The organism is Agromyces tropicus, assembly GCF_039531345.1.
GTDB classification, from domain to species: domain Bacteria; phylum Actinomycetota; class Actinomycetes; order Actinomycetales; family Microbacteriaceae; genus Agromyces; species Agromyces tropicus.
Map to the genome: position 1 here is coordinate 191,703 of NZ_BAAAPW010000006.1, position 25,970 is coordinate 217,672.

The 25,970-nt window shown below is 73.1% G+C and carries 23 protein-coding genes; 6 read left to right on the plus strand and 17 right to left on the minus strand.

What is annotated here, in order from left to right; translation table 11 throughout:
• Nucleotides 1–3: 3 nt before the first annotated feature.
• Nucleotides 4–1,296, minus strand: coding sequence for an ABC transporter substrate-binding protein (locus tag ABD230_RS17100; RefSeq protein WP_344377627.1), 1,293 nt, complete (start codon nucleotides 1,294–1,296; stop codon nucleotides 4–6).
• A gap of 151 nt (nucleotides 1,297–1,447) precedes the next feature.
• Entirely contained in the window at nucleotides 1,448–2,467 is a 1,020-nt protein-coding gene (locus ABD230_RS17105; protein ID WP_344377630.1) for a LacI family DNA-binding transcriptional regulator, read from the minus strand.
• Between the two features lie 185 nt (nucleotides 2,468–2,652).
• On the opposite strand from ABD230_RS17105, the gene xylA reads away from it, so the two are divergent.
• The 3 genes from xylA to ABD230_RS17120 all read left to right on the plus strand — a co-directional run bounded on the left by xylA (nucleotide 2,653) and on the right by ABD230_RS17120 (nucleotide 5,644).
• Nucleotides 2,653–3,843 carry a xylose isomerase gene (gene xylA, locus ABD230_RS17110; RefSeq protein WP_344377634.1) on the plus strand — a complete coding sequence of 397 codons (1,191 nt, stop codon included), beginning with the start codon at nucleotides 2,653–2,655 and terminating at the stop codon, nucleotides 3,841–3,843.
• A gap of 16 nt (nucleotides 3,844–3,859) precedes the next feature.
• The gene (locus tag ABD230_RS17115) at nucleotides 3,860–5,260 is read left to right on the plus strand and encodes a xylulokinase (RefSeq protein WP_344377637.1); all 1,401 of its coding nucleotides are present in this window, start codon (nucleotides 3,860–3,862) and stop codon (nucleotides 5,258–5,260) included.
• Between the two features lie 117 nt (nucleotides 5,261–5,377).
• The gene (locus ABD230_RS17120) at nucleotides 5,378–5,644 is read left to right on the plus strand and encodes a hypothetical protein (RefSeq protein ID WP_344377640.1); all 267 of its coding nucleotides are present in this window, start codon (nucleotides 5,378–5,380) and stop codon (nucleotides 5,642–5,644) included.
• Nucleotides 5,645–5,696: 52 nt separating this feature from the next.
• Here ABD230_RS17120 and ABD230_RS17125 read toward each other — a convergent pair whose 3' ends face one another.
• From ABD230_RS17125 to ABD230_RS17185, 13 genes are all read right to left on the minus strand, one after another.
• Nucleotides 5,697–6,782 carry a glycerate kinase gene (locus ABD230_RS17125; RefSeq protein WP_344377704.1) on the minus strand — a complete coding sequence of 362 codons (1,086 nt, stop codon included), beginning with the start codon at nucleotides 6,780–6,782 and terminating at the stop codon, nucleotides 5,697–5,699.
• A gap of 8 nt (nucleotides 6,783–6,790) precedes the next feature.
• Complete coding sequence (locus tag ABD230_RS17130; protein WP_344377643.1) at nucleotides 6,791–7,501, minus strand: ThuA domain-containing protein; 711 nt, start codon at nucleotides 7,499–7,501, stop codon at nucleotides 6,791–6,793.
• A 34-nt stretch (nucleotides 7,502–7,535) separates the two neighbouring features.
• Nucleotides 7,536–9,530 carry a beta-galactosidase gene (locus ABD230_RS17135; RefSeq protein ID WP_344377647.1) on the minus strand — a complete coding sequence of 665 codons (1,995 nt, stop codon included), beginning with the start codon at nucleotides 9,528–9,530 and terminating at the stop codon, nucleotides 7,536–7,538.
• Nucleotides 9,531–9,624: 94 nt separating this feature from the next.
• Entirely contained in the window at nucleotides 9,625–10,911 is a 1,287-nt protein-coding gene (locus ABD230_RS17140; RefSeq protein ID WP_344377650.1) for an ABC transporter substrate-binding protein, read from the minus strand.
• 323 nt (nucleotides 10,912–11,234) lie between these two features.
• On the minus strand, nucleotides 11,235–11,654 hold the full coding sequence (locus ABD230_RS17145; RefSeq protein ID WP_344377652.1) for a hypothetical protein: 420 nt from the start codon (nucleotides 11,652–11,654) through the stop codon (nucleotides 11,235–11,237).
• Between the two features lie 12 nt (nucleotides 11,655–11,666).
• A complete protein-coding gene (locus tag ABD230_RS17150; protein WP_344377655.1) occupies nucleotides 11,667–12,365 on the minus strand; it encodes a hypothetical protein in 699 nt (232 codons plus the stop codon).
• An 11-nt stretch (nucleotides 12,366–12,376) separates the two neighbouring features.
• On the minus strand, nucleotides 12,377–13,303 hold the full coding sequence (locus ABD230_RS17155; RefSeq protein ID WP_344377658.1) for a carbohydrate ABC transporter permease: 927 nt from the start codon (nucleotides 13,301–13,303) through the stop codon (nucleotides 12,377–12,379).
• A complete protein-coding gene (locus ABD230_RS17160; RefSeq protein ID WP_344377709.1) occupies nucleotides 13,300–14,196 on the minus strand; it encodes a carbohydrate ABC transporter permease in 897 nt (298 codons plus the stop codon). The genes ABD230_RS17155 and ABD230_RS17160 overlap by 4 nt, the downstream gene beginning before the upstream one ends.
• 167 nt (nucleotides 14,197–14,363) lie before the next feature.
• Complete coding sequence (locus ABD230_RS17165; RefSeq protein WP_344377664.1) at nucleotides 14,364–15,665, minus strand: ABC transporter substrate-binding protein; 1,302 nt, start codon at nucleotides 15,663–15,665, stop codon at nucleotides 14,364–14,366.
• A gap of 118 nt (nucleotides 15,666–15,783) precedes the next feature.
• A complete protein-coding gene (locus tag ABD230_RS17170) occupies nucleotides 15,784–16,830 on the minus strand; it encodes a family 43 glycosylhydrolase (protein ID WP_344377667.1) in 1,047 nt (348 codons plus the stop codon).
• Nucleotides 16,827–17,954 carry a Gfo/Idh/MocA family protein gene (locus ABD230_RS17175; RefSeq protein WP_344377670.1) on the minus strand — a complete coding sequence of 376 codons (1,128 nt, stop codon included), beginning with the start codon at nucleotides 17,952–17,954 and terminating at the stop codon, nucleotides 16,827–16,829. Before ABD230_RS17175 ends, ABD230_RS17170 begins: the two co-directional genes overlap by 4 nt.
• Nucleotides 17,951–18,748 carry a cupin domain-containing protein gene (locus ABD230_RS17180; RefSeq protein ID WP_344377672.1) on the minus strand — a complete coding sequence of 266 codons (798 nt, stop codon included), beginning with the start codon at nucleotides 18,746–18,748 and terminating at the stop codon, nucleotides 17,951–17,953. Before ABD230_RS17180 ends, ABD230_RS17175 begins: the two co-directional genes overlap by 4 nt.
• The gene (locus ABD230_RS17185; RefSeq protein WP_344377674.1) at nucleotides 18,745–19,686 is read right to left on the minus strand and encodes a DUF6807 domain-containing protein; all 942 of its coding nucleotides are present in this window, start codon (nucleotides 19,684–19,686) and stop codon (nucleotides 18,745–18,747) included. The genes ABD230_RS17180 and ABD230_RS17185 overlap by 4 nt, the downstream gene beginning before the upstream one ends.
• Nucleotides 19,687–19,898: 212 nt before the next feature.
• On the opposite strand from ABD230_RS17185, the gene ABD230_RS17190 reads away from it, so the two are divergent.
• Entirely contained in the window at nucleotides 19,899–20,645 is a 747-nt protein-coding gene (locus ABD230_RS17190; RefSeq protein ID WP_344377677.1) for a cation efflux transmembrane domain-containing protein, read from the plus strand.
• Complete coding sequence (locus ABD230_RS17195) at nucleotides 20,642–21,820, plus strand: MFS transporter (protein ID WP_344377681.1); 1,179 nt, start codon at nucleotides 20,642–20,644, stop codon at nucleotides 21,818–21,820. The genes ABD230_RS17190 and ABD230_RS17195 overlap by 4 nt, the downstream gene beginning before the upstream one ends.
• Nucleotides 21,821–21,928: 108 nt before the next feature.
• On the opposite strand, the gene ABD230_RS17200 is transcribed toward ABD230_RS17195, so the two are convergent.
• Nucleotides 21,929–22,981 (minus strand): DUF2510 domain-containing protein, encoded by a 1,053-nt coding sequence (locus tag ABD230_RS17200; RefSeq protein WP_344377683.1) that lies wholly within the window; start codon nucleotides 22,979–22,981, stop codon nucleotides 21,929–21,931.
• Nucleotides 22,982–23,078: 97 nt separating this feature from the next.
• Nucleotides 23,079–24,428 carry a Gfo/Idh/MocA family protein gene (locus tag ABD230_RS17205; RefSeq protein WP_344377686.1) on the minus strand — a complete coding sequence of 450 codons (1,350 nt, stop codon included), beginning with the start codon at nucleotides 24,426–24,428 and terminating at the stop codon, nucleotides 23,079–23,081.
• 285 nt (nucleotides 24,429–24,713) lie between these two features.
• On the opposite strand from ABD230_RS17205, the gene ABD230_RS17210 reads away from it, so the two are divergent.
• A complete protein-coding gene (locus ABD230_RS17210) occupies nucleotides 24,714–25,757 on the plus strand; it encodes a LacI family DNA-binding transcriptional regulator (protein WP_344377692.1) in 1,044 nt (347 codons plus the stop codon).
• The last annotated feature ends 213 nt before the right edge of the window (nucleotides 25,758–25,970 follow it).

The window sequence follows — 25,970 nt, forward strand, 5'->3', positions numbered from 1 at the left end:
CGGTCAGCCGATGATGTCGTCGACGCCCGACTGGTACTGCTCGCCGAACTGCTGCTGCACCTCGACCGGGGACTTCGTGCCGTTCACGAGTTCCTGGAGCCCGGCGTTGAGCTCGTCGTAGAACGTCGGCGTGGGCCAGTCGGGGTAGAACGAGATGCCGTCCATGTCGTTCAGCGCGTTGAAGTTCGCGATGAGCTCCTGCGACTTCTCGTCGGTGATGTCGGCCTCGTCGGCGGCGACGGGCACGCCGCCGTTGTTGCCGAGCAGGGCCTGGATCTCGGGCCGCATCGTGATGTCGATGAACTCGTAGGCGAGCTCCTTGTTCTTCGCGCGCTCGGGGACGACCCACATGTTGCCCGCGGAGCCCGGCGAGAGGTCGGCGGCCGGGAAGAGGAACGTGCCCCAGTCGAAGTCGGTGATCTCGCTCTGGAAGCGCCCGTACCACCAGCTCCCGGAGTAGAACATCGGGGCGTCGCCGCTGATGAAGCTCACGCCGGCGTCCTCGGCCTTGAGGCCGGAGGCATCCGTCGAGATGTAGCCCGCATCGACCCAGTCCTTCACGGTCTCGGTGGCGTACGAGATCTCGTCGCCCGACCAGTCGACGGGGTGCTGGTAGAGCTGGTAGTCCTCGACGAACTGCCGGTCGCCCTGCGTCAGGGCGAGCTGGTACCAGAGCTGTCCGAGCGGGTACTCGGCGGCGGACTCGGCGAGCGGCGTCGTGCCCGCGTCGGCGAAGGCCTGCATCACGTCCTCGAACTCGGCGAGCGTGGTCGGCACCTCGACGCCGGCCTCCGCGAACGCGTCCTTGTTGTAGTAGACCTGCACGAACTCGCCGTAGTTGGGCACGCCGTACCAGCTGCCCGAGCCCATGATGCCGTCCTCGTCGTACTTCGCCGTGGTCTGCAGCGACGGCGCGAGCAGGTCGCCCCAGCCGTACTCGTCGACGACGTCGTCGAGGGGCGTGAGCAGGCCCTCGCTCGAGAGGAGGCCCGCGGTCGCGTTGCCCTTGTTGTACTCGAGCAGGTCGGGTGCCTCGTCGGAGTTGAGGACCTGGCTGGCCGTCGAGCGGATCTGCTCGAAGCTCTTCTCCTCGAACTCCACGGTGGCGCCGGTCTCCTCCTCGAAGACCTTGATGGCCTCGGCCCAGGCGATGCCCATGGCCGAGTCGGCGCCCTCGTAGTGCCAGAGGCGGAGGACGTTCTCGTCGCCGCCGGAGTCGCCGGCGGCGCAGCCGCTCAGGGCGAGCGCGGCGGCCGCGACCGTGGCGGCGGCCGTGAGGATCCTGGTGTGCTTCATTGCTCCCTCTCCTGGTGTGGGTGGTGCGGGGGTGGATGGTGCGGTGGGGGTGTCGGGTCTGGTCGTGGTGGCGGTTGCCGGTACGGGCTCCGGATCGTCGAAGCGCTTCGATTCGATGCGAACGGATACCCCGGCAGTGGGATCCCGGCGATCAGCTCGCCGGCGGCGGTGGGGCGGACGAGCCGTGGGGCACGGACGTCGGGGCGATCAGGCGGACGCCCGCCTCGACCGGCTCGCCGTCGACCAGGCGCATCGCGAGCTCGACGGCGAGCTCGCACGACGCGCTCGGGACGAGCGGGACGGAGTCGATCGGCGGGACGAAGGCGGTCGTGTCGAAGGTCGCTCCGACGGAGACGACCGACACGTCCTCGGGCACGCGGCGGTCGAGCGCCGCGAGCTCGTCGAGCGCGACGGCGTGCGCGCCGTCGTCGCAGTGCAGCACGAGGGCGGTGGCGCCGCCCTCGACGAGGTCGCGGACGGCCTGTCGCACGCCGGTGCGACGCGGCCCGTCGGCCTCGGGGAGCACGACGGCCCGCTCGAGTCCGAACGAGTCGGCGCGCTGCTCGAACCCGCGGCGCACGCGCGGCGGGAAGTTCGAACGCTCGTAGGCGGCGGGCGGGTGCCCGATGAAGCCGAGCGAGCGGTGTCCGAGCTCCGCGAGCCCGTCGACCGCGAGCGCGGCGGCGGCCTCGAAGTCGAGGTCGACGCACACGAGGCCCTCGTGGTCGTCGGGCACGCCGATGAAGACCGTCGGCACGCTGATGCGCCGGGCGAGCGCGACGCGCTCGTCGTCGGGGGCGACGTCGAGCACGAGCACCGCGTCGGCCAGTCCGCTCGAGGCGACCCGGCGCATGCCCGCCGACGCCTCCTCCTCGGTGAGCAGCAGCACGTCGTACTCGTAGCGGCGCGCCGCGATCGAGGTGGCCAGCACGAACGCCATGTGGGCCGGCGCGTGGGTGTCGGCGCGGAACGGCTCGGTCAGCGCGAAGATCTGGGTGCGCCGCCCCGCAAGCATCCGAGCACCGGCGTTCGGCCGGTAGTCGAGCTCGCGGGCCGCCTCCTCGATCCGCCGCCGCGTGTCCGGGGCGATGGGACGCTTGCCGCTCAGGGCGTACGACACGGTGCTGATGCTCACGCCGGCGGCCTTGGCCACCTCGTGGATCTTCGCCATGTCGACTCCATCGTCCGAAACGCTTCGATTGAACTGGGACGTGACTCTATGCAGTCGTCGAAGCGTTTCGCAAGTCTTTTGTGGAAATTGCGAACAAATGGCACGCCTCGGCTTGCCGCCGAGCGCTCCACGGGTTATGTTTCTACTGCCAACAAATCATCGATGACGCTGAAAGGCGGATCCCCATGGCCAGCGCGCCCACTCGCGACGACAAGTTCTCCTTCGGCCTCTGGACCGTCGGCTACAACGGCACCGACCCGTTCGGCGGGCCGACCCGCAACGCGCTCGACGTCGTGCACGTCGTCGAGAAGCTCTCGGAGCTCGGCGCCTATGGCCTCACCTTCCACGACGACGACCTGTTCGCGTTCGGCTCCTCCGACGCCGAGCGCCAGACCCAGATCGACCGCCTGAAGGGCGCGCTCGCCGACACCGGCCTCATCGTGCCCATGGTGACCACGAACCTGTTCTCGGCCCCGGTCTTCAAGGACGGCGGCTTCACCTCGAACGACCGCAGCGTGCGCCGCTTCGCCCTCCGCAAGGTGCTGCGGAACCTCGACCTCGCCGCGGAACTCGGCGCGAAGACGTTCGTCATGTGGGGCGGCCGCGAGGGCGCCGAGTACGACTCGGCCAAGGACATCCGCAGCGCCCTCGAACGCTACCGCGAGGCCGTGAACCTGCTCGGCGACTACGTGACCGACCACGGCTACGGCCTCCGCTTCGCGATCGAGCCGAAGCCCAACGAACCCCGCGGCGACATCCTGCTGCCGACGGTCGGCCACGCGCTCGCGTTCATCGACTCCCTCGAGCGCCCCGAGCTCGTCGGCCTCAACCCGGAGGTCGGCCACGAGCAGATGGCGGGCCTCAACTTCGCCGCCGGCATCGCCCAGGCGCTGTACCACGACAAGCTCTTCCACATCGACCTCAACGGCCAGCGCGGCATCAAGTACGACCAGGACCTCGTGTTCGGCCACGGCGACCTCCACAACGCCTTCGCGCTCGTCGACCTGCTCGAGTTCGGCGGGCCGAACGGCGGCCCGGCCTACACCGGCCCGCGCCACTTCGACTACAAGCCGAGCCGCACCGAGGACGAGACGGGCGTCTGGGACTCGGCCGCCGCGAACATGCGCACCTACCTGCTGCTCAAGGAGCGCGCCGCCGCGTTCCGCGCCGACCCCGAGGTGCAGGAGGCGCTCGAGGCCGCGAAGGTCACCGAGCTCGCGCAGCCGACGCTCGGCGACGGCGAGAGCGTCGACGACCTGCTCGCCGACCGCTCGGCGTTCGAGGAGTTCGACGCGTCGGCCTACCTCGGCGGCAAGGGCTTCGGCTTCGTGCGGCTGCAGCAGCTGGCCACCGAGCACCTGCTCGGCGCGCGCTGAGCGTCGGCGGAACGCGATGACGCTCGTCGCCGGCGTCGACTCGTCGACGCAGTCGTGCAAGGTCGTGATCCGGGACGCCGCGACCGGGGCGCTCGTGCGCTCCGGTCGCGCGTCGCACCCCGACGGCACCGAGGTGGACCCCGCCGCGTGGTGGGGCGCACTGCTCACGGCGTTCGCGGATGCGGGCGGGTTCGACGGCGTCGAGGCGATCTCGATCGCCGGCCAGCAGCACGGCATGGTCGCCCTCGACGCCGACGGCCGCGTCATCCGCGACGCCCTGCTCTGGAACGACACCCGGTCCGCGCAGGCCGCGCGCGACCTGATCGACGAGGTCGGCGCCGAGGCCTACTCCCGACGCACCGGGGTCGTGCCGGTGGCCTCGTTCACCGCGACGAAGCTGCGCTGGCTGCGCGACGCCGAGACCGAGCACGCGGCCCGCGTCGCCGCGGTCGCCCTCCCGCACGACTGGCTGACCTGGCGGCTCCGCGGGTACGGACCGGCCGGCGAGTCGCCGCTCGGCCCGGTGCTCGAGGAGCTCACGACCGACCGCTCCGATGCGAGCGGCACCGCGTACTGGGGCGCCGACGGCTACGACCGCGACCTCCTGGTCCGCGCGCTCGGACACGACGCCGTCCTGCCACGCGTGCTCGGCCCGGGGGAGGCCGCGGGCCGCACCCCCGACGGCATCCTCGTCGGCCCCGGCGCGGGCGACAACGCGGGGGCGGCACTGGGCCTCGACGCGGCGCCCGGCGACGTCGTGGTCTCGATCGGCACGAGCGGCACCGTGTTCGCCGTGACCGACTCCCCCGTCGCCGACCCGTCGGGCACGGTCGCCGGCTTCGCCGACGCGACGGGGCGCTTCCTCCCGCTCATCGCGACCCTGAACGCCGCCCGCGTGCTCGACGCGACCGCCGGGCTGCTCGGCGTCGACCACGCCGAGCTCGGGCGCCTCGCGCTCGAGGCCGAGCCGGGCGCGTCCGGCGCCGTGCTCGTGCCCTACTTCGAGGGCGAGCGCACGCCGAACCTCCCCGAGGCGACCGCGTCGTTCTCCGGCCTCACGCTCGCGAACACGACCCGTCCGTCGATCGCGCGGGCCGCCGTGGAGGGCCTGCTCTGCGGGCTCGCCGACGGGCTCGACGCGGTCCGCGCGCAGGGCGTCGAGGCGCGGCGGATCCTCCTGATCGGCGGCGCCGCCCAGAACCCGGCCGTGCAGTTGGCCGCGACGCAGGTCTTCGACGTCCCGGTCGTGGTGCCGGCCCCCGGCGAGTACGTCGCCGACGGCGCCGCGCGGCAGGCCGCGTGGGTGCGCTCCGGGCGACGACCGACGTGGCCGATCGACGCCGGCGCCCGGATGCCGACCGACACGCGCCCGGAGATCCGACGACGGTACGCCGAGGCGCGCGAGGCCGCCGGCTGACCGCCGTGCAGACCCGGGCGCCCGTCGCCCCTGCGGCGGTCGGCGTCGGCGCGTAGCATGGCGAGTGGACGTCGCCGTCCGACGACGCCCCGCCGACAGGCAGGAGGATCGATGATGATGTCCGATTCCGATGAGGTTCGCGGGAACGAGCCCGACGACGTCGAGGGCACCTACACCGAGGTCGAGGGCCAAGCGCCGCGGAAGCGGACCGTCGAGGGCGAGTACACACGCACGAACGGCGTCGAAGAGGACGAATCGGTGGTCGGCGACTACACCTCGACGGAGGAGCACCCCGAGGTGCACGAGGCCTCCGAGGAGCACGGGGACTACACGCGTACCGACGAGAGCCGGCCGAAGCCGCACCCGGGTCCGCACCGCACCTGACCGCGTCGCCCGACGCGATGGCCACCGGACCGGCGTACGGGTCCGGTGCCCGTCAGGCCTGCCTGCGTGCGAGGTGGGCGCCGGCGGTCTCGAGCCAGTGGACGGGGTCGGTCATCGCCTGATCCGGGCTGCCGGCGAGGTCGGTGAGCGAGACCGAGGCGGCGAACCCGGACGGGTCCGCGTCGATCCGGCCCGCGACGAGTGCGACCGGCACCCCGGCCGCACGGGCGCGGGCGGCGACCTCGGTGGGCACCTTGCCCGCCGCGGACTGCCCGTCGAACCGGCCCTCACCCGTGACCACGAGGTCCGCACCGGCCAGCGCGGCATCCAGGCCGATCGCGTCCGCGACCGCACCGGCACCGCCCGACATCCGCGCCCCCCACGCCAGCAGCCCGAACCCGGTCCCGCCGGCCGCGCCCGCACCATGCGCCTCCGCGAGCACCTCCCCGTCCGGCAGCAGGCGAGCGTACCGGCCCAGGCCCGCGTCCATGGCCTCCACCATGCCCGCGGTGGCGCCCTTCTGCGGGGCGAAGATCGACGCCGCCCCGAACGGCCCGGTCAACGGGTTCGACACGTCGCTGAGGATCTCCGCCCCACCGGACGGCACCGACCGCAACCCGGACAGGTCGACCCGATCCACCACCCCGACCCCGTCCGCCCCGGACGGCACCGGCCGCCCCGCCGCGTCCGCGAACACGGCCCCCAGCGCACTCAACGCGCCGATCCCGCCATCGGTCGAGCAACTGCCCCCGATCGCGAGCAGCAGCCGGGTGGCGCCCGCGTCCAGGGCCGCGGCGATCGCCTCCCCGAACCCGACCGTGTGCGCCCGCATCGGCCGCAACGGATCCAACAGGGTGATCCCCGACGTGGCCGCCAACTCCACCAACCCGACCCCGCCCGGCAACCGCAGCCACACCGCGTCCACCGGCCGGTCGTCCGGACCGGTCACCGCGACCGGCACCTTCACCGCCCCCGGCACCGCCGACGCGAACGCCTCCAACGTGCCCTCACCGCCATCCGCCATCGGCCGCAGCACCACCTCGTCCCCCGGCCGCACCGACACCCACCCCCGCGCCAACGCCGCCGCCGCACCCGCCGCCGACACCGTCCCCTTGAACGAATCCGGCGCCAACACCACCCGACCGCTCACGCGCCGGCCACCGTCGCCGCCGTGGGCGCCGGCACGCGGCGCAGCCAGTCGAGCGCGTTCGCGAGCAGCGCCCGGTGACCCGGCGAGTCGTACGACCGGGTGTCGTGGCCGAGGGCGTCGTAGACGAGACGCGACGGCCCGATCTCACGGGCCCAGACCAGCGGATGCCGGATGCCGTCCTCCTCGTGCTCCGCGATCGGCTCGATGACGTCGTGCAGCTGCAGCGAGCTGTAGCGCTCGTCCTCGAGCGTGAAGTCGTCGAGTCCCTCGCGGACGGCGTGGTTGCCGACCAGGTGCACGTGCGCCTCGCCGAGGGGCGGATGCCACGACAGGTCCCACTCCCATCGGCCGCCGATCGCGCGGTCGAACGCGTCGACGTCGCGCAGGCTCGAGGCGGCCGCATGCACCGCGAGGATGCTGATGCCGCGCTCGAGCGCCGCTTCGAGCGGGCCGTCGTCCACCGCGGACGCGGGGGCGTCGGCCGGGAGCGGCGACCCGTCCTCGCTCGAGCGGTCCGGGTCCCCCGCGTTGACGACGAGCAGCGTGACGTCGTCGTCGAGCGCGGCGAGCGCGGCATCCACGTCCTCGCGGACCTCGACGTCGAACCCCGCCTCCGCCACGATCTCGGCCAATCGGGCGCTCGTCTCGGCGTACGGATGCCACGGGTCGGCGTACCGCCCGGCCCCGCTCAGGATGATGGCACGCATCGGAACCTCCTCGGTCGGCTGCATCGTACGACCGTCAGTCGGCGACCACCATGGCCCAGTCGAACGCGTCGAGCCGCACGCGCCCGATCCGCTCGCCCGTGACGGCGTCGGTGCCGGCGACCTCGACCTCCACGACCGGCCCGTCGTGGTTGACGAGCGTGAGCAGCGAGCCGCGCCGCGCCGCCTCGACGTGCTCGGGCAGCCCCGCGACGACCGGCTCCACCCCGGTCGTCGCGAGGAGTCGGTCGACGACGGCCTGCGTTCCGGCCTCGTCGGGGATCGTCGCGAGGTACCGGGCGGTGCCGCCGAGCTCGCCGACGCCCCGGACCGTGAGCGCGGGGTCGCCGGCGCGCCGCCCGTCGGCGAAGGCGGCCTCCACGCGCGCGTCGCCCGTCACGTGGATCTCCTCGGCGAGCAGGGTGCCGGTGCCCGCGAGGCCCGCATCGCCGGCGAACGGCGCCGTGCGCTCGCCCGGCACGTCGGGGGCGGCATCGGTCGGCACCAGGGCGCCGAAGTCCTCGATGCGGATCCCGCAGAGTGGTCCGAGCTGCGTCGCGAACCCGCCGTCGCGGAAGCGGTCGAGTTCGTCCACCACGTCGGTGAACGGCCCCGCCAGCAGGTGACCCCCGCCCTCGACGAACGCGGTCAGCGCCGCGGCATCCGCCTCGCGCACCAGGTACAGCGCCGGCGCGATGACGAGGTCGTACCCCTCGCCGACCCGGGACGCCGGGACGACGTCGACCTGGACGTGCCGGCGGTGCAGTGCGCGGTGCCAGCGCTGGACCACGGCGACGTAGTCGAGTGCGTTCTGCGGATGGTCGGAGGCCTCCACGGCCCACCAGCTCTCCCAGTCGAACACGAGCGCGACCCGCGCATCGCGGGCGCCCGCGGGCAGCTCAGGCAGCGCCGAGAGCGTCGCGCCGAGCGCCACCGCCTCGCGCCAGGTCCGGGTCCCGGTCCCGGCGTGCGGGAGCATCGCCGAGTGGAACTTCTCCGCACCCGCCCGGGACTGGCGCCACTGGAAGAAGAGGATGCCGTCGGCGCCGCGCCCGATCGCCTGCGCGCTGAGCGCGGCCATCTGCCCCGGCGCCTTCGGCGCGTTCCACGGGCGCCAGTTCAGCGCGTTCGTCGACTGCTCCATGAGCAGCCACGGCACCTCGGGCTTCAGCGATCGCACGAGGTCGCGCTGGAACGCCGCCGCACGGAACGACTCCGGGTCGTTCGGGTCGGGATAGCAGTCGTCGCTGATGACGTCCATGTGCTCGGCCCACCGCGCGTAGTCGGCCGGCTTGAAGGCGCCCATGAAGTTGGTCGTGATCGGCTGCGTGCCGCCGGCGGCGCGGATGATCGCGCGCTCCATCAGGTAGCACTCGAGGAGCATGTCGCTCGTGAACCGGCGGAAGTCGAGCTCCTGGCCCGGGTTCCGCGAGTACGGCGCCTTGCGCGGCGGGAACACCTCGTCGAACGACTGGTAGCGCTGCGACCAGAAGTCGGTGCCCCACGCCTCGTTGAGCGCCCGCACGTCGCCGTAGCGGTCGGCGAGCCAGCGGCGGAACGCGTCGCGCGCGGCGTCCGAGTAGTCGGCGTTCAGGTGGCATCCGTACTCGTTGTTCACGTGCCACATGACCACGCCCGGGTGCCGTGCGTACCGCGCGGCGAGCGCCGTGACCAGCTCGGCCGCGAGCCGTCGATACACCGGCGACGACGGGGCGAACTGCTGGCGGCTGCCCGGCCAGTACGTGGCGCCGTCCTCGTCCTGCGGCAGCATCTCAGGGTAGGCGGCCGTCGCCCACGGCGGCGGCGACGCGGTCGCCGTGGCGAGGTCGACGGCGATGCCGCCCTCGTGCAGCAGGTCGATCACGCGGTCGAGCCAGCCGAAGTCGAACTCGCCCTCGCGCGGCTGGATCCGCGACCACGAGAAGATGCCGAGGCTGACCATGGTCACGCCCGCCTCGCGCATGCGCGCCACGTCGTCGGGCCAGAGCTCCTCCGGCCACTGCTCGGGGTTGTAGTCGGCGCCGTAGTGCACGGATCGTCCTCTCGTGGTGTCGCGGTCTCGGTGCGATCATGGCGCGGGCGCCGGCTCCCGCGAGGGAACCGGCGCCCACGTGGGCCGGATCGGGTCAGCCGAGGATGACCTGCGCCTCGCTGAAGAACTGGCTCACCGCGTCGTCGACCGAGATCGCGCCGAGGCCGATCGACTTGCCGAGGTCCCAGAAGGTCTGCTCGAGCGAGCCGTAGCCGACGACCGGGACGGGCGGGGCGTCGCCGATGCGGTCCGAGACCGATTCGAGGTACTCGGCCACCTGCGCGTCGACGCCCTCGAGGGTCGTGCCGGCGAGCTTGGTCTCGGAGGCCGGGAAGCCGAGCGTCGTGCCGAAGATCTCGCCGGCCTGCTCGCTGTTGACCACGAAGTCGAGCCACATCGCGGCCGCCTCGGGGTGATCGGTGTCGGCCGAGATCGCCATCTGGAGGCCGGCCTGGCGGTAGAGGTCCGTGCCGCCGGGCACGTCGAGCGGCGGGGCCACGAGGGTCACGGACTCGGCGCCGGAGTCGGCCAGGTAGCCGCCGAGGAAGTTGCTCCAGCTCGCCTCGCTCGCCGTCCGGTTCGAGCCGAAGCCGGAGATCGGGGCGATCTCCTCGAGCTGCTGCTGCGGGATCGCGACGCCGTCGCGCGCCTCGGCGCCCGAGTTCCAGAAGTCGCGCAGCTGGTCCTCGGTGAAGCCGAGTTCGCCGTCCTCGGTGTAAAGGTTGTCGCCCTCGGCGCGCAGCACGTTCTCGAACGTCTGGATGCGCTGGGTCATGTCGGTGCCGCCGTAGACCTCGCCGCCTGTGGCCTCGGTGACCTCGGCCATCCACTCGGTGTACTCGTCGTAGGTCGTGCCGCCCTCGTAGGGCTCGACACCGGCCTCCTCGAGCAGGCCGTCGTTCAGGAACACGGCCCACGAGCTGTAGCCGGTGGGGAGCGAGTACTGGGTGCCCTCCAGCTGGCCGGTCTGCTTCAGCGAGTCCTCGAACGCGTCGAAGTCGATGTACTCGGCGACCGTGTCGAGGTCGAGCAGGAGGCCCGGCTCGGCGTACTCGCGGAGGTAGGAGTCGCTGAACTGCCAGACGTCGGGCAGGCCGCCGCCGGCCGCCTCGGTCTTGCGCTTCTCCCAGTACGAGGGGAAGTCGGTGAAGGTGCCGTCGATCGTGATGTTCGGGTGCTCCTCCTCGAACGCGTCGATCAGCTGCTGGTAGCGATCGGCCCGGTCGTCGTTGCCCCACCAGGTGAAGTTCAGCGTCACCTCCTCGTCGGGGTCGTACTCGCCGCCGGCGTCGCCGCCCGCGCAACCGGTCAGGGCGAGGGCCGCAGCCCCCGTCATCGCCGCGGCGGCGAGCCAGTGCCGCCGGCTGGTCCTCGTGAACATCGTCGTCCTCCGTGCTGTGGGGGTTGGGTGGCGCTTCTGGGAAAGCGCTTCCCCGCACTGTAGCGTGGAACGATTCATGGGTCAAGACCCCGGCTCACGTCGCGTGGCCGCGGCCGCACCCCGCGACATCCGTTCGGGAGGAACTCCGTGCCGACACGCCGTCCCGGGCGGGCCGACACACCGTCGGACCGCCGGAACTTCCTCCCGAACGGATGTCCCGGCGCCCGTCGGCGGGCCCGGCGCGCGTCGGCGGCCCCGGCGCGCGTCGGTGGGCCCCGCGCGCGCAGCGACGCGCGCAGCACTGCGCGCAGCGCGGGCGCCCGTCAGATGCGGTGCACGTTCTCCGAGATGACGACGGCGCCCGCGGGCACCGGAAGGCCGTCGGGCTGCACCACGAGCTCGGCCCCGCCCTCGATGCCCATGCCGCCGACGGCGACCCCGCCCGGCCCGCCGCAGCCCGAGCCGGCCTCGCCGTTCAGTGAGACCATCACGAGGCACACGGAGTCGGGCGTCAGGCCGCGGGCCAGCCACAGCCGGAGGTCGCCGTCCTCCCCCACGTAGCGGCTGGAGGACAGGTCGACCGAATCCTGCAGCGTCGCCTGCGCCGACGACGGCAGCTCATCGCCCGCCCGGACCGCGCGATCGAGGTCGGAGAAGCCGACCCCCGCCATCGAGCACCCGGCGAGCGCGACCGCCGCCATCGTCGTGCCGCCGATCGCCCCGAGCCTCCGCCACGTCGCCATGGCCGGATGATGTCAGGTCCGCGGCGGCTCCGCTCGATCCGTCCCCAGCCCGTGGCGATGACGACGCGGCCGGTTCGGCACGGCGACGATCGCGAGCGCCACGCACCCCAGGGCCGCCACGAGCAGCGGGAACAGCTGCCAGGTCACCACCACGGCGAACCCCGCCGCGGCGAGCAGGTAGGCGGCTCCCACCGGATCGGCCGCCACCGCTCGGGGAACGGCGCGCAGCGCCCCGAGCCAGCCGAGCTGCGGTCGCCAGAGCCCGGCCGCCGTGAGCAGGACGAGCGCGATCGCCGCGAGGCCGAGCCATCCCACCGCCGCCACGATCGGGCCGCCGGGCAGCGCGCCGCTGGTCGCGAGATCGATGTCGAGCAGCAGCACCAGGGCGACGACGACGGATGCCGCGCCCACGCCGATGCCGCCGAGGAGCCCCGCCCGCAGGTCCGCCCAGAACTCGCCGAGGCGCGATCCCTCCGCGAGCAGGTAGCGCCGCAGGTGCCGCACGCCCGCCGCGAGCGCGGCCGGCAGGGTCACGATCGGGATCGAGGCGAGGGTCACGAGCACGCCGACGAGGAGCACCTCGCCGAGCAGCGAGAACGCGCTCGTCGCCCCCGGGAAGCGCGCGGGCGCGCCGCCCGAGCGGACCGGACCGGAACCCGATCGCTCGGCGCGGCGCGCTGCGCGCTCCGTGCGACCGCTCGCTCGCGACATCCGCTCGACTCCTAGCCCTTGAGTCCCTGGGTGGCGACGCCGTCGACGAGGAAGCGCTGGAACACGATGAAGAAGATCAGGATCGGCAGCAGCGCGAGGAACGACACCGCGACGGTGGCTCCGTAGTCCGAGGTGGAGGTCTGGTCGTTGTAGAGGCGCAGCGCGACCGGGAGCGGGTACTGCTCGGGACTGTTGACGTAGAGCAGCGGCCCGAGGAAGTCGTTCCAGGTCCAGATGAAGGTGAAGATCGCACTCGTGATGAGGGCGGGCTTGATCAGCGGCAGGATGATCGAGAAGAACGTGCGCCAGTGCCCGGCGCCGTCGATCCTCGCCGCCTCGTCCATGTCGCGCGGGATGTTGCGGATGAACTGCACGATCAGGAACACGAAGAACGCCTCGGTCGCGAGGAACTTCGGCAGGATCAGCGGCCAGTACGTGTCGACCATGTCGAGCTTCTGGAACATGATGTACTGCGGGATGATCACGACGTGGAACGGCAGCAGCAGCGTGCCGATCATCGCGGCGAAGAGGATCCCGACGCCCTTGAACTGCACCCGGGCGAACGCGTACGCGGCCAGAGCGGACGAGAACAGCGTGCCGACCACGGCCATGACGGCGATGAACAGCGAGTTCGCGAAGAACCGCCACAGCGGCACGCCCGCGATGCCCTCGAGCACCTTGAAGTAGTTCTCGATCGTGGGGTCGTCGGGGATCAGGCCGGGGTTCTGGCCGAACTCGCTGGACGGCTTGAACGTGGCGATGAACAGCCACACCAGCGGGTAGAGCACGACCGCGGTGAGCGCCGCGAGGACCACGAACCAGATGATCGTGTTGACGGTCTTCCGCTTGATGCGGCGGCGGGGCGGGGTCGGCTGCTGGTCGAGCTCGATCTCGAGGAACTCGCCGCGGGCCTGCTCGATCGTGGAGGTGGTGGTCATCGGTTGTCTCCCGCGTAGTGGACCCACGACTTCTGGGTCTTGAACAGGATCGCGGCGATGATGGCGACCGCGATCACGAGCACCCACGCCATCGCGGCGGCGTAGCCCATCTGGAGGTCGGCGAAACCGCGCTTGTAGAGGTAGACGGTGTAGAAGTTCGTCATGCCCGCGGGCCCGCCGGACCCGTTGGAGATGATGTACGCCGACGCGAACACCTGGAACGCGTTGATGAGCTCGAGCAGCAGGTTGAAGAAGATCACCGAGGAGAGCATCGGGAAGGTCACCGAGCGGAACTTCCGGATCGGACCTGCGCCATCGACCTCGGCCGCCTCGTACAGCTCGCGCGGCACCTGCTTGAGGCCGGCGAGGAAGATCACCATGGGGGCGCCGAACTGCCACACCGCGAGCAGGATCATCATCGGCAGCACCAGGGCCACGTTGCCGACCCATCCGCCGATGTCGACGCCGAAGAAGCTGAGCGTGTTGTCGACCGGTCCGTCGGTGGAGAACATCGCCCGCCACACGATCGCGACCGACACCGACGCGCCGATCAGCGACGGCGCGTAGAACGACGACCGGAAGAAGGTCGACCCGCGGTCGCGGTAGTTCAGCAGCATGGCCACGGCGAGCGCGGCGGCCAGCTTGATCGGCGTGCCGACCAGCACGTACACGAGCGTGATCTGCACCGACTGGATGTACTGCGGGTCCTCGGTGAACATCCGCACGAAGTTGTCGAACCCGATCCACTGCGGTTCGGTGAAGAGGTTGTACTTCGTGAACGCCAGGTACAGCGAGTACAGCATCGGCCCGAGGGTCAGGCCCAGGAAGCCGATCATCCACGGGAGGAGGAAGGTGTACCCCGTGGCCGTCTCACGACGGTTGCGGACCTTCAACCCGTGGCGGGTCGGGGTGTCCGGACCGCGACGGCCCAGGAGGCGCGGACGCTTCTCCCGATCGGCCGTGACGATCGCTCTCGTCAGGGTGGTGCTCACTGTCTCTCTCCCGTTCGATCCCGAGGGTACCCGGGTCCGGACCGCTGGCGATCCGGACCCGGAGCGCCCTACTGGTTGAGGACGACGTCCATCTCGGCGAAGAACTGGCTCACGGCCTCGTCCACGGTGAGGGTGCCGAAGCCGAGCTCGGTGCCGAGCTGGCGGAACTTCTCCTCGAGGGTGCCGTAGCCGACGATCGGCACGGGCGGGGCGTCGCCGAGGCGGTCGCTGATCGACTCCTCGTAGGCGCGGATCTGCTCGCCCAGCGGGTCGAGCTCGGCGCCCTCGAGCATGGTCTCCGACGCGGGCAGGCCGCGGTTGGTGCCGAAGATGGCGCCGGCCTCCGGGCTGTTCACGAGGAAGTCCACGAGCGTCGCGGCCGCCTCGGGGTGGTCGGTCGTCGCGGCGATCGAGTGCAGCATCGAGGGCTTGAGGTAGAGGTCCTTCGCGCCCTCCGCGGTGACCGGCGGGGCGATGAGGCCGAGCTCGGTGTAGTCCTCGCCGAGGTTGCCGAGGTAGCCGGCGCCGAAGTTGTCCCAGGTCAGCTCGCTCGCGGTCTTCGCGGCGTCGAAGCCCGAGACCGGGTAGATCTCCTCGAGCTGCTGCTGGCTGATGACCGTGCCGTCCTCGCGGATCGAGTCGCCCTGCTCCCAGAAGGCCGCGAGGTCCTCCTCGGTGAAGTTCGGCTCGCCCTCGTCGGTGAAGAGGTCCGCGCCCGCGGCACGCCGCTGGATCTCGAAGTTCTGGATGCGGCCGGTCCAGTCGGTGCCGCCGTAGACCGCGCCGCCGGATGCCTCGGTGACCTCGGCCATCCAGTCGTTGTAGTCCTCCCAGCTGCCGCCGGCGAAGTCGTCGACGCCGGCCTGCTCGAGCAGGACCGGGTTGGTGAACATGCCCCACGCGTTCGTGGAGGTCGGGATGCCGGTGGTCTCGCCGTTCACGACGCCGATCTGGAGGATGTTCTCGCTCAGCGGGTCGGTGTCGATGATGTTGCCGAGGTAGGGCTCCAGGTCGAGCAGGAGGCCGTTCTGGGAGTACTGCCGAAGGTAGGAGTAGTCGAACTGCATCACGTCGGGCAGGCCGCCGCCGGCCGCCTCGGTCTGGCGCTTCTCCCAGAACTCGGGGAACCCGAGGAACGACGAGTTCACCGTGATGTTCGGGTACTCCTCGTTGAACGCGGCGATCGCCTGGTCGTAGAGGTCGGCGCGGACGTCGTTGCCCCAGAAGGCGAGGTTCAGCGTGACCTCCTCGTCGGGATCGAACGTGCCGGCGGGCTCCGAGCTGCCGGAGCAGCCCGTGAGCACGAGGGCCGTGCTCGCCGTGACCGCGGCGGCGGCGAGTACCGCGCGGCGGGTGCGGATGTGGAACATCGTTGTCCTCCCGGAAACGTCTCTGTCTCTGCTGATGCATCTCGCGCTGAGTTGGGAAAGCGCTTCCCCAAATGTAGCCCCAACGTCGTCATTGGTCAATGCGAAGCAGAAAATCGTTTCAATGCGTGATCGGACCGAGATGCACGGGGCCGTTCCGATCGCACTCGAGCACCCCGTCGCGGACGACGAGCGGTGCCGCGAAGATCGCGCTGCGGCGCGCCGCCGCGGCATCCGCCGACGTGGCGTCGGACCCCGCATCGGCGCCGAGCTCCGACCCGTCCCAGTGCGGATGGGTGAAGTAGACGAGCGTGGCGCGATCGCCCTCGACGACGACGTCGCCGTGCCGGCCGAAGGTCCCGTCGCCCCGGCGCCGCCCCGGTGCCCCGAGGATGACGTCGTCCGGCCCGCCCTGCCGGGTCCAGTGGATCGCGTCGTCGGATCGGTGCACGCCCATCCCCCGCCACTCGTCGACCAGCATCCACCACCACCCGCCGAGCTCGAAGACGTTCGGACCCTCGTGCGGCCGCCCGGCGATCGCCCGGCCCTCGACGCGCCAGGAGTCGTGCGCGAGGTCGGGGCTCGAGGCGACCCAGGTGGTGGAGCCGTCCGCCTCGTCCTTGAACCACATGCGCCAGCGGCCGTCGGGGCAGCGCGCGACGCACGCGTCGATCACCCGGTCCGAGCTCAGCCGGAGGTCGCCGACCGCCCGCCAGCGCTCGAGGTCCTCGCTGACGTACTCGACGATCCGGCGGGGATGCCCCTCCCACCGATCCGGGATCCCGTCGATCACGGTGAGGTACATGCGGTACCGCTCGCCGTCGAAGACGACCTCCGGCGCCCAGTGCGTCTCGACCCGGTCCGAACCGGCGCCCGCGCCGCCCGGGCGCAGGTCGTCGAGCGTGCCCGCATACCGCCACGCCACGCCGTCCGCCGACCGTGCCACGCCGATGCGGCTGCCGTGCACCCACGCGACGCCCGGTTCGTCGACCGAGGCGCGGCGCTGCGTGTAGTGCATCCACCACTCCCCCGTCAGGTGGTGGCGGGTCACGGTCGGATCCGTCGCGCCGTCGTGCACCGGGTCGTGGAACAGCGCCTCGTCGTCGGGGAGGCGCACCCCCGGGCCGGCACGATCGGCGGCGCCGACGGATGCCGCGGCCGCCGTCATCGCCTGAGGTCCGTGACGGGGCTCTCGAGGCTGCGCATGCGGTCCGCGTCCTCGCGCAGGCTCGTCGGGGTCACGGTCCGTCCGCTCGCGGCCGACGAGTAGATCGCCGTCACGATCTCGAACGAGCGCGCCGGGTCGCTCGCGGTCGGCGGCAGCGGCGCGCCGGTCGCGAGCGCACGGTAGAGGTCGCGCACGAGCGGATCGTGCCCGCTCGGCTCCTCCTCAGCAGGCAGCGCCGCCCACGCGTCGACGAGGGCCGGGTCGACGCCCGGGGCGGGCGTGATGCGCCAGTGCTCGTGGCCGTGCCCGTAGAGGTGGTCGACCGTGACGGTCGCGAGCTCGGTGTCGATGCGGATCGAACTCGTCTCGCGGGGCGAGAGCGCGCTGGTGACGACGGAGGCGACGACCCCGTTCGCGAACGCGACCGTCGCGGTCGACACGTCCTCCATCTCGGTCTCGCGCGCGAGCCGCCAGAGCTGCCCGTTCACGCTCGCCCAGTCGCCGAGCAGCCACGCGAGCAGGTCGACCTGGTGGATGCCGAGGCCGAGCGTCGGCCCGCCGCCCTCGGTCGCCCACTTCCCGCGCCAGGGCACGGCGAAGTACTCGGGGGCGCGGTACCAGAGGGTCTGGCAGGTCGCCACGAGCGGTCGGCCGAGCGCGCCCGAGGCGAGGAGCTCCTTCACGTGCGCCGCGGCCGTGCCGGTGCGCTGCTGGAAGACGACGGCCAGGCGCCGGTCGTTGCGCGCGGCGGCCGCCGTCATGTCGTCGAGCTCGTCGAGCGAGAGCGCGGCGGGCTTCTCGCAGATCACGTGCACGCCCGCGGCGAGCGCGGCGATCGCCTGCTCGGCGTGCACCCCCGGGGGCGTGCAGACGTGCAGCACGTCGATGCCGCCCGCGGCCAGCAGCTCGACGAGCGAGTCGGCGACCGCCGGGCCGCCCCAGCGGTCCGCGAACGCCCGCGCGCGCCCGAGGTCGCGGTCGATCACCGCGACGAGCTCGCCGTCGGGTGCGGCGCGCAGCGCCTGCGCATGCGCGTCGGCGATCGCGCCCGTGCCGATGATGGCGGCGCGGAGCGGCGCACCGGAGCGGGCGCCGGAGAGGGCGCCGGGAGTCGGGTCGGTCATCGGTCTCCTCCGTCGGGGTCGATGGTGGCGTCTGGTGCGTCCGGGGCGTCCGGGGCGTCCGGGGCGTCCGGCGGCGGCCCGGCGGTGTCGTACCGCTGCAGCCGCCCGCACATGCCGAGGGCGGGCGAGACGGATGCCTCGGCCGCGCGCGCGTCGGCGAGGCCCGGGTCGAGCCCCTCCGAGAGCGCGTCGAGGCGGCGTCCGGTCTCGTGCGCCGCCGCGAGCGCGCCGGCCTCCCAACGACCGCGCCACTCGGGCACGTGCCGGGCGACGAGTGCCGCGGTGCGGGCGTGCAGCCTCGCCAGACGCTCCGCGTCGACGCTGCCGTCCGCGCGGAAGAGCGCCAGGTACCCTTCGACCGCGAGGTCGCGGCGGGCGTGGGCGGCGGCGAATCGCTCGCCCTCGGCGACGTCGGGGGCGGGCAGGGCGGCGGCCTGCGCGTACCGGTCCGGGTCCGCCAGCACGTCGTCGGGGAAGGTCATCACCGCGTCGCCCGCCTCGGGCAGCCCGGCGTTCTGCATGACGACGCGCACGTCGAGCCCGCCGTCGTTCACCGCGCGATGGATGACGCCCGGGTCGAACCAGACGAGGTCGCCCGGTTCGAGCACGCGTTCGGCGAAGGTCGCGGCGCCGTCGATCGTGTGCAGCCGTCCGCGGCCGCCGACGACCAGGTATGCCTCGGCGGAGACGACGTGCAGGTGCGGCGTGCCGCCCGCGAGACCGTCGGGCGCGACCGCGTCGTACACCTCGAGGCGGCTCACCGAGGTGGCGCCGGGGAACGGCGGGAGGCTCACGACTCCCCCAGCAGGTCGCGGAGCACCGCGGCGGCGGCGCCGGCGAGTCGGGCGGCCCGCTCGGGGTCCGCGGCGCCGTCGGCGATCACCACGCCGTAGCGGAGCGACATCGCCTCGCCCGGCCCGATCTCGTGCTCCTCGCTGAAGAAGGGGGCCGGGCAGAGGCACGCGAACTCCTCGCTCCGCGCGAACCACTGCGGCGGGTGCTGCAGGTTGGCGGGGTCGTCGACCATGACGACGGTCGACGCGCTGCCGGTCCCGTCGTGCCGGCCGGTGAAGCCCATCCACGGCGCCCGCGTGCCGCGCAGCTCGTCGCCGCCCGCGTGGCCGGGCGCGAGGACGCGCCCGCCGGTGAACGAGCGCGGCCCGCGCCAGAACAACCCGCCGTAGCCCGCGTTCTCGCGGCCGCGGGTCGTGGGCGAGCCGATCGGGATCACGCGGCCCGCGACGTTCCTCATTCGGGTCGCGAAGCCGAGCAGCCACGCGTCCTCCGCGAGCACGGATGCCGCGAGCGTGCGCTCCTCGGCGAAGACCGTCTCCCCGCCCTGGGTGACCCAGTCGAGCCGTTCCCGGATGCGTGCGACGCCGTCGGCTGCGCTGCCGCCGCCTGCGGCATCCGGCACCTCGAATCCGACGTGGCGCTGGGCGCCGTTGTTCGGCAGCTGCACGTAGCCCTCGCCGCGCACGAAGGTGGGGCCGCCCCAGAAGTTCTCGTCGCCGACGACGGGGAGCGACCAGGCGATGCCCTTGTGCCAGACGTGGTCGTGCGGGCGGTACAGCGAGACCGTCTCGCCGCCGAGCGTGCGGATCGGGTCGAGGTAGGGCCGTGGCGACTCGAAGGTCGGGTGGTCGGGTGCGACGACGTACTCGGCGAGCACGGCGTCGCCGGCCCGGATCACGAGGCGGTCGTCGGCACGGGAGATGCGGAGGTCGGTCATCGGTCTCCTTCGGTCGTCGTCGAGCCGTCGCGCGTCGCATGGACGATCCATCAGGCTGGAAAGCGCTATCCCAAGCCTACACCGTCACCCATCGCTCCAGTGTTCCACCTCCCCCGGGCGGGCCGCCGACGCGAGCGGGTCCTCCCCCGCCACGGCCGTCGCCGACCGCCGGCACGTCGGCGCGGTGCGGTCGGCACGGTACGGTCGGCAGCATGGCGCCACGCTCCGACGGACACGATCCGGCACCCCCGCGCGTCCTCCCGGACGCCGGGTCGTCCGAGCGCGGCGGCGGCGATGCGACGACCGCGGCGCCGACCGACGACCGCCGTCGCGTGCTGCATCGCCGCGTCCGCGCCATCGTCGCGTTCACGATCGGCTACAACGTGCTCGAGGGGGTCGTCGCCCTCACTGCCGGGACGATGGCGTCGTCGGCCGCGCTCATCGGCTTCGGGCTCGACTCCGTCATCGAGGTCGCCTCCGCCGCGGCCGTCGCGTGGCAGTTCACGCGGCGCGATCCCGAGCGCTGGGAGCGGCCGACGGTCCGCGCCATCGCGATCGCGTTCTTCGCCCTGGCCGCCTACGTGGCGGTCGACGCGATCCTCGCCCTCATGGGCGTCGAACGCGCCGCCCACAGCCCGCTCGGCATCGGCATCGCCGTCGCGAGCCTGGTCGTGATGCCGCTCCTCGCGTGGATCGAGTTCCGGACCGGCCGCGAGCTCGGGTCGCGGAGCGTGCAGGCGGATGCCACGCAGCTCCTGCTCTGCGTGTACCTGTCGGGCACGGTGCTCGTCGGCCTGCTCCTCAACTCGCTGCTCGGCTGGTGGTGGGCCGATTCGGTCGCGGCGCTGGTCGTGGCGGCACTCGCCGTGCGCGAGGGCGTCGAGGCGTGGCGCGGAGAGGTCGAGTCGCCGATCGAGCTGCTCGACGAGCACGAACCACACGGCACGAGCTGCGGGTGAGCGTCTCGACCTACCTCGCCGCCGCGACCCCGCCGCGGCTGGCCGTGGGCGGGATCACGATCGCGATCCCCGTGCTCGCGGTCGAACAGCACGTCGGCGTCGCCGTCGGAGGCCTGCTCGCCTCCGCCGCGCTCGGGCCGAGCATCGTCGCGGCGCCGATCGCGGGCGCCATGCTCGACCGGAGCAGACGCCCGGGCGCACTCATCGCCGGGGCCGGGATCGTCATCGCCGCCGCGTACGCGTTCGCGGCGTTCCTCGGCCCGGTGCCGGCCTGGGCGGTCGCGATCGCGCTCGTCATCGCGGGCACCGTCACGCCGTTCGTGTTCGGCGGGCTGTCGAGCTTCGTGACCGAGTCGATCCCCGAGGAGCGCCGGGCGTACGCGATCGACGCGCTCGCCTACAACCTCGGAGCGGTCGCGGGCCCTGCGGCGGTGGCGGCCGCCGCGGCGCTCGGCTCCGCCCGCATCGCGACGCTCGCCATGGCGGCCGCCGCCCTCGTCGGCGCCGTCGCCACGGTGCCCCTGCGGCTGCGCCCCGCCGCGCACCCGGACGGGCACGAGCGCCCGTCGTTCCTCGGCACCATCGCCGCCGGCTTCCGGCACATCGCGACGCACCGGCCGCTCGCCGTCATCACCGCGAGCGGCACGCTCAGCCAGTTCGGGTCCGGCGGGCTCGCGATCGCCGCCGTGGCCCTGTCGGTCGCGCGGACCGGCGACGCCGGCGAGGGCGCCGTGATCGTCACGGCGTTCGCGATCGGCGGCCTGCTCGGCGCGCTCTGGAACTCGCGACGGCCGCCGCGACGGTCGCCCGAGTGGGTCATGGGGTGGGGCTTCGCCGCGACCGGCCTGTGCACGGTCGCCGCCGCGGCCGACCTCGGTCCGGCGTGGGCGATCGCCGCGGTCGGCGCGTCGGGCCTGTTCACCGCGCCGAGCGCGGCCGCGATGCTCCTGATCCGCAAGCAGCAGAGCCCGCCCGAGCTGCGATCCCAGGTGTTCACGGTCGGCGCGGGCCTGCGCGCCGCGGCGGCCGCCGCCGGTGCCGCCGTGGCGGGGCTCGCCGCGGGCGTCGGCGCCGAGGTGCTCATCGTCGCGATCGGCGTCGTGTGGGTCGCGTCCGGCGCGATGCTGCTCGCCTACCCCGCCGGTGCGCCGGCCATCGACGGCAGCGCCGACTGAGCGGCCGCCGGCCCCGCGGCATCCGTCGCGCCCATCGCGGGACGTCGGTCGGCGCCGGTGCGCCTGGCGCACGGACCGCGACGGCCCGGACCCCCGCTGCGCGGTCGGCTACCGCGGCACGTTGGTGAAGATCACGTCCTCGTACTGGAACGACGGCGCCGTCTGCAGCGTGATGGAGTCGGGGTCCGCGACCGAGTAGGCCTCGCGCCAGGTGAGGGACTCGCCCGGCAGGATCGCCGTCGTCGGCGGGATGCCGACCTGGCCGCCCTCCGCACCGACGTCGAGGATCCGCGACGCCTCGACGCCGTCGGACGACACCCGGGTCAGCACGATCGGCTGCAGACTCTCGGCGGAGCCGTTGACGATGGTGATGGTGAACACGAGGTTCACGCCCTGGTCGGCGCCCGCGGCGAGGTCGGACGGCGTGAACGGCTCCGGCGCGGACACGCTCATCGTGACCTCGTTCGTCCACACCATGGTCTCGCCGAAGGAGAGCACCTGCTCGGCGCCCGTCCCGTCGGTCTCGCCCTCCTCGCCCTCGGTCGCCTCGTCGCTCTCGAGCGGCGCCTGGGACTGCGACACCTCGTCGTCGAACTCGTCGAGGACGCCGGAGTCGACGACCTGGTTGAAGATGCCGAGGGCGGTGACGGCGAAGACGACCGCCCCGATGATGCCGCCGAGGACCGAGAGCGCCAGGCCCGTGATCGCCGGCCACTTGCGCCCCTTGAGGAACACCGCGATGAGCGAGAGCACGAACCCGATCGGCAGGAGCACGAAGCCGACGACCTGCACGAACGGGATCAGGGCGAACACGAAGCCGACCGCCGCGACGACGAGTCCGACGATGCCGAGCACGTTCGTCTGCGGCTCGGGAGGTCCGGCCGGCGGATACCCGGCGGGAGCGGCGCCGGTGCCGCCCGGGCCGTTCGTCGAGAGCCCGGCGAACGGCGTGGTGTCGGCGTACGGCGACCCCGCGGGCCGGCCCGCGGCAGCCGCCTGGTCGCCGCCGAGCGCGGCGGTGTCGTACGGGCGCGTGGCTCCGTCGGGAGTCGCCGGTTCCAGCGGCGCCGTGTGCTCGGTCCACTGCTGACCGTCCCAGTAGCGCTGCTGGCCCCGTCCGTCGTCGTACCACCCCGGGGGCGCGCTCGTCGGATCGCTCATGGTCGCGATGATGGCAGCGCGGCGCGGCATCCGTGGGGTCGAAAGGCCCGCCTCGCGGGTCGGCGCGCCGATCCCGCCCGCGGCGGTCGGCGGCCGCTCAGACGCCGAGGTCGAGGTCTGCGATGCGCACCGGCTCGCCGGTCTCGAGCGACCGGTTGCCCGCGATGCCGACCGAGACGGCGCGCACGCCGTCGGCGTACCCCGCCACGCGGCCGAGCGGCTCGTCGACCGTGATCCGGTCGAACAGGTGCCGCAGCAGGTAGGCGTCGCCGCCCCCGTGGCTGCCGATGCCCTCGGGGATGGGAACGACCTCGGCGCCCTCCCAGTGGCGCTGGACCACCAGCCGCTCGCCGTCGGGACGCACCTCGTCGACCGCGGAGTGGTCAGGATGCATGCTCGGGTCGACGACGACCCGGCCGTCCTCGCCGACGAGCACGGCGCCGCGCTCGACGACCTCGAGCTCGGCGCGCCCCTCCGTGCCGTTCACGGTGACCCGGTAGCCCTCCCACGGCGCGTGCGCGTTGAGCGAGTAGCTCAGCGTCGCACCCGAGTCGTAGTCGACGAGGGCCGCGACGTTGTCCTCGATCGTGATCCCGTCGTCGAAGACGTCGCGGTCGCGGAGGTAGCCGTCGTGGTGCTCCTGGTCGAGGTAGAGCTCCTTCAGGCGCGCGTCGCCCGCCAGGTCGAGGGCGAAGGGGTCGCCCGCGCCGCCCGCCCCGGTGCCGCGGGCCGGTCGCCCGCCGAGCCCGCGCGCCGCCGCGTTGCGGGCGCCGTAGAAGCGGAGCCCGCCGCTCGCGAACACGCGCTCGGGCGCGGCCCCGATCCACCAGTTCACGAGGTCGAAGTGATGGGAGGCCTTGTGGATGAACAGCCCGCCCGAGTTCGACTTGTCGCGGTGCCAGCGCCGGAAGTAGTCCGCTCCGTGCACGGTGTCGAGCGCCCACTCGAAGTGCACGCTCGTGACGGCCCCGATGCGGCCCTCGGCGATGACCCGGCGGAGCGTCGAGTTGCGGGGGCTGTACCGGTAGTTGAACGTCGTGATGACCTCACGGCCGGTCTCGCGGACGGCCTCGCCGATGCGGCGGACGCTCGCAGCGTCGATCGTGAGCGGCTTCTCGACGACCACGTCGGCGCCCGCGCGCAGCGCGCGGACGATGAGGCCGGCGTGCGTCACGTCGGGCGTGGTGATGATCACCCGGTCGAGCCGTTCGCTCGCGACCATCCGCTCGAGGTCGGCCTCGGCGTAGCGAGCGGGCGCCGGATGCCCCGCGGCCAGGACCTCGCGCTCGTACACGTCGAGCCGGCCGGGGTTCACGTCGGACCAGGCGACGAGCTCGGCGACCTCGGGCACGCGCTCCGCACCGAGCACGGTGCCCGACAGCGCCCCGATGTACATGCCGGCGCGGCTGCCCGTGCCGATGAGTCCGTACCGTTCGCGCTGCGCCATCGCGGCTCCTCGTCGTCATGCGGTCCGGCGCCCGGCGTCCGCCCGAGCGGCCCGGACGTGCGGAGACCCATTTCCTCGGCGCTCACGCCCTCGGGCGTTCCGCGCCCGGAGCGTTTGGGAAAGCGCTATCTCACTACGGTAGCATCGATATGAGGGGCGACGCGCGGCCGTCATCGCTCCGCGGCATCCGTCGGCTGCGGCGGTACCATGGGGCGCCCGCGAGGGACGCACGCGAGGGCCGCACGCCGGGGCCGCACGCCGAGCCTCACGACCCACGGAGGACGCATGACCGACGACGCCGTCGACACCCGCCGCACCGCACCCGCGACCCTGCACGACGTCGCCCGCGAGGCGGGCGTCTCGCTGGCGACGGCGTCCCGGTCGCTCAACGGCAGCACCCGCAAGGTCAACGAGGAGTACCGCCAGCGCGTGCTCGCGGCCGCCGCGAAGCTGAACTACTCCCCCAACCTCTCGGCGCAGGCCGTCGCCCGTGGCAGCACCACGACGGTCGCCCTGCTCGTCGCCGACATCGCCGACCCGTACTTCTCCCAGATCGCCGCCGGCGTGGTCCGCGAGGCCGACCGCGAGCGCCTCATCGTGACGATGGCCGCCACCGACCGCGACCCCGAGCGCGAGCTCGACCTCGTCCGCACGCTCCGCGGCCAGCGCCCGCGCGTGATGATCCTGGCGGCGTCGCGCCGCGAGGGCGACCCGAACGACGACGCGCTCGCCGCCGAACTGCGCGCCTACGAGTCCAACGGCGGACGCGTCGCCTTCGTCAGCAGCGCCGACCTGCCCTTCCGGGCCGTGCGGCTCGACAACCGCGCCGGCGCCGACGCCCTGGGCCGGGAGCTCGTCGGGCTCGGCTACCGGCGCTTCGCCGTGGTGACCGGCGCCGAGGGCATCCGCACCGCCGACGAGCGCCTCGCGGGGTTCCGGGCCGGCGTCGAGTCCGGCGGCGGTGCGATCGAGCGCATCGTGCGACCCGACTTCACCCGCGACGGCGGGTACGAGGGGATGACCCGGCTCATCGAGGACGGACTCGACGGCATCGAACTCGTCTTCGCCGCGAACGACGTGATGGCGGTCGGCGCCCTCTCCGCGGTCCGCGACGCCGGCCTCACCCCCGGCACGGATGTCGCGGTCGCCGGCTTCGACGACATCCCCACCGCGCGTGACGTCGCCCCCGCGCTGACGACCGTGCGCATCCCGCTCGAGGAGGTGGGACGCCGCGCCCTCCGGCTCGCGCTCGGCGAGGCCTCCGCCGACGACGAGCACCCCGTGCACACCGAGGTCGTCCTCCGCGAGTCCACGCCGCGCCGCGGCTGAGCCGCGCCCCGCGCGCCGCGTCGCCCGCTCCGGAGCCGCGACGGCTCCGCCCACTCCCTCCGAGCGCGGACGCACCCGCGCGCCGCCGCGCGCCCACGTGCCAGCGCCCCGCGCCCGCGCCGCCGCCCACGGCGCCCGCGACGATCCGGAGCGACGTGCCTCCCGACTGCACGAAGCCGTTGATCGCGGGATTCGGGCCGAGGTAGGCCGCGT

Excerpts from the sequence above, each read along its gene's own strand:
- ABD230_RS17100 (WP_344377627.1), bottom strand. The coding sequence starts at position 1,296 with ATGAAGCACACCAGGATCCTCACGGCCGCCGCCACGGTCGCGGCCGCC.
- ABD230_RS17105 (WP_344377630.1), bottom strand. The coding sequence starts at position 2,467 with ATGGCGAAGATCCACGAGGTGGCCAAGGCCGCCGGCGTGAGCATCAGC.
- xylA (WP_344377634.1), top strand. The coding sequence starts at position 2,653 with ATGGCCAGCGCGCCCACTCGCGACGACAAGTTCTCCTTCGGCCTCTGG.
- ABD230_RS17115 (WP_344377637.1), top strand. The coding sequence starts at position 3,860 with ATGACGCTCGTCGCCGGCGTCGACTCGTCGACGCAGTCGTGCAAGGTC.
- ABD230_RS17120 (WP_344377640.1), top strand. The coding sequence starts at position 5,378 with ATGTCCGATTCCGATGAGGTTCGCGGGAACGAGCCCGACGACGTCGAG.
- ABD230_RS17130 (WP_344377643.1), bottom strand. The coding sequence starts at position 7,501 with ATGCGTGCCATCATCCTGAGCGGGGCCGGGCGGTACGCCGACCCGTGG.
- ABD230_RS17140 (WP_344377650.1), bottom strand. The coding sequence starts at position 10,911 with ATGTTCACGAGGACCAGCCGGCGGCACTGGCTCGCCGCCGCGGCGATG.
- ABD230_RS17145 (WP_344377652.1), bottom strand. The coding sequence starts at position 11,654 with ATGGCGACGTGGCGGAGGCTCGGGGCGATCGGCGGCACGACGATGGCG.
- ABD230_RS17150 (WP_344377655.1), bottom strand. The coding sequence starts at position 12,365 with ATGTCGCGAGCGAGCGGTCGCACGGAGCGCGCAGCGCGCCGCGCCGAG.
- ABD230_RS17155 (WP_344377658.1), bottom strand. The coding sequence starts at position 13,303 with ATGACCACCACCTCCACGATCGAGCAGGCCCGCGGCGAGTTCCTCGAG.
- ABD230_RS17165 (WP_344377664.1), bottom strand. The coding sequence starts at position 15,665 with ATGTTCCACATCCGCACCCGCCGCGCGGTACTCGCCGCCGCCGCGGTC.
- ABD230_RS17170 (WP_344377667.1), bottom strand. The coding sequence starts at position 16,830 with ATGACGGCGGCCGCGGCATCCGTCGGCGCCGCCGATCGTGCCGGCCCG.
- ABD230_RS17175 (WP_344377670.1), bottom strand. The coding sequence starts at position 17,954 with ATGACCGACCCGACTCCCGGCGCCCTCTCCGGCGCCCGCTCCGGTGCG.
- ABD230_RS17185 (WP_344377674.1), bottom strand. The coding sequence starts at position 19,686 with ATGACCGACCTCCGCATCTCCCGTGCCGACGACCGCCTCGTGATCCGG.
- ABD230_RS17190 (WP_344377677.1), top strand. The coding sequence starts at position 19,899 with ATGGCGCCACGCTCCGACGGACACGATCCGGCACCCCCGCGCGTCCTC.
- ABD230_RS17200 (WP_344377683.1), bottom strand. The coding sequence starts at position 22,981 with ATGAGCGATCCGACGAGCGCGCCCCCGGGGTGGTACGACGACGGACGG.
- ABD230_RS17205 (WP_344377686.1), bottom strand. The coding sequence starts at position 24,428 with ATGGCGCAGCGCGAACGGTACGGACTCATCGGCACGGGCAGCCGCGCC.
- ABD230_RS17210 (WP_344377692.1), top strand. The coding sequence starts at position 24,714 with ATGACCGACGACGCCGTCGACACCCGCCGCACCGCACCCGCGACCCTG.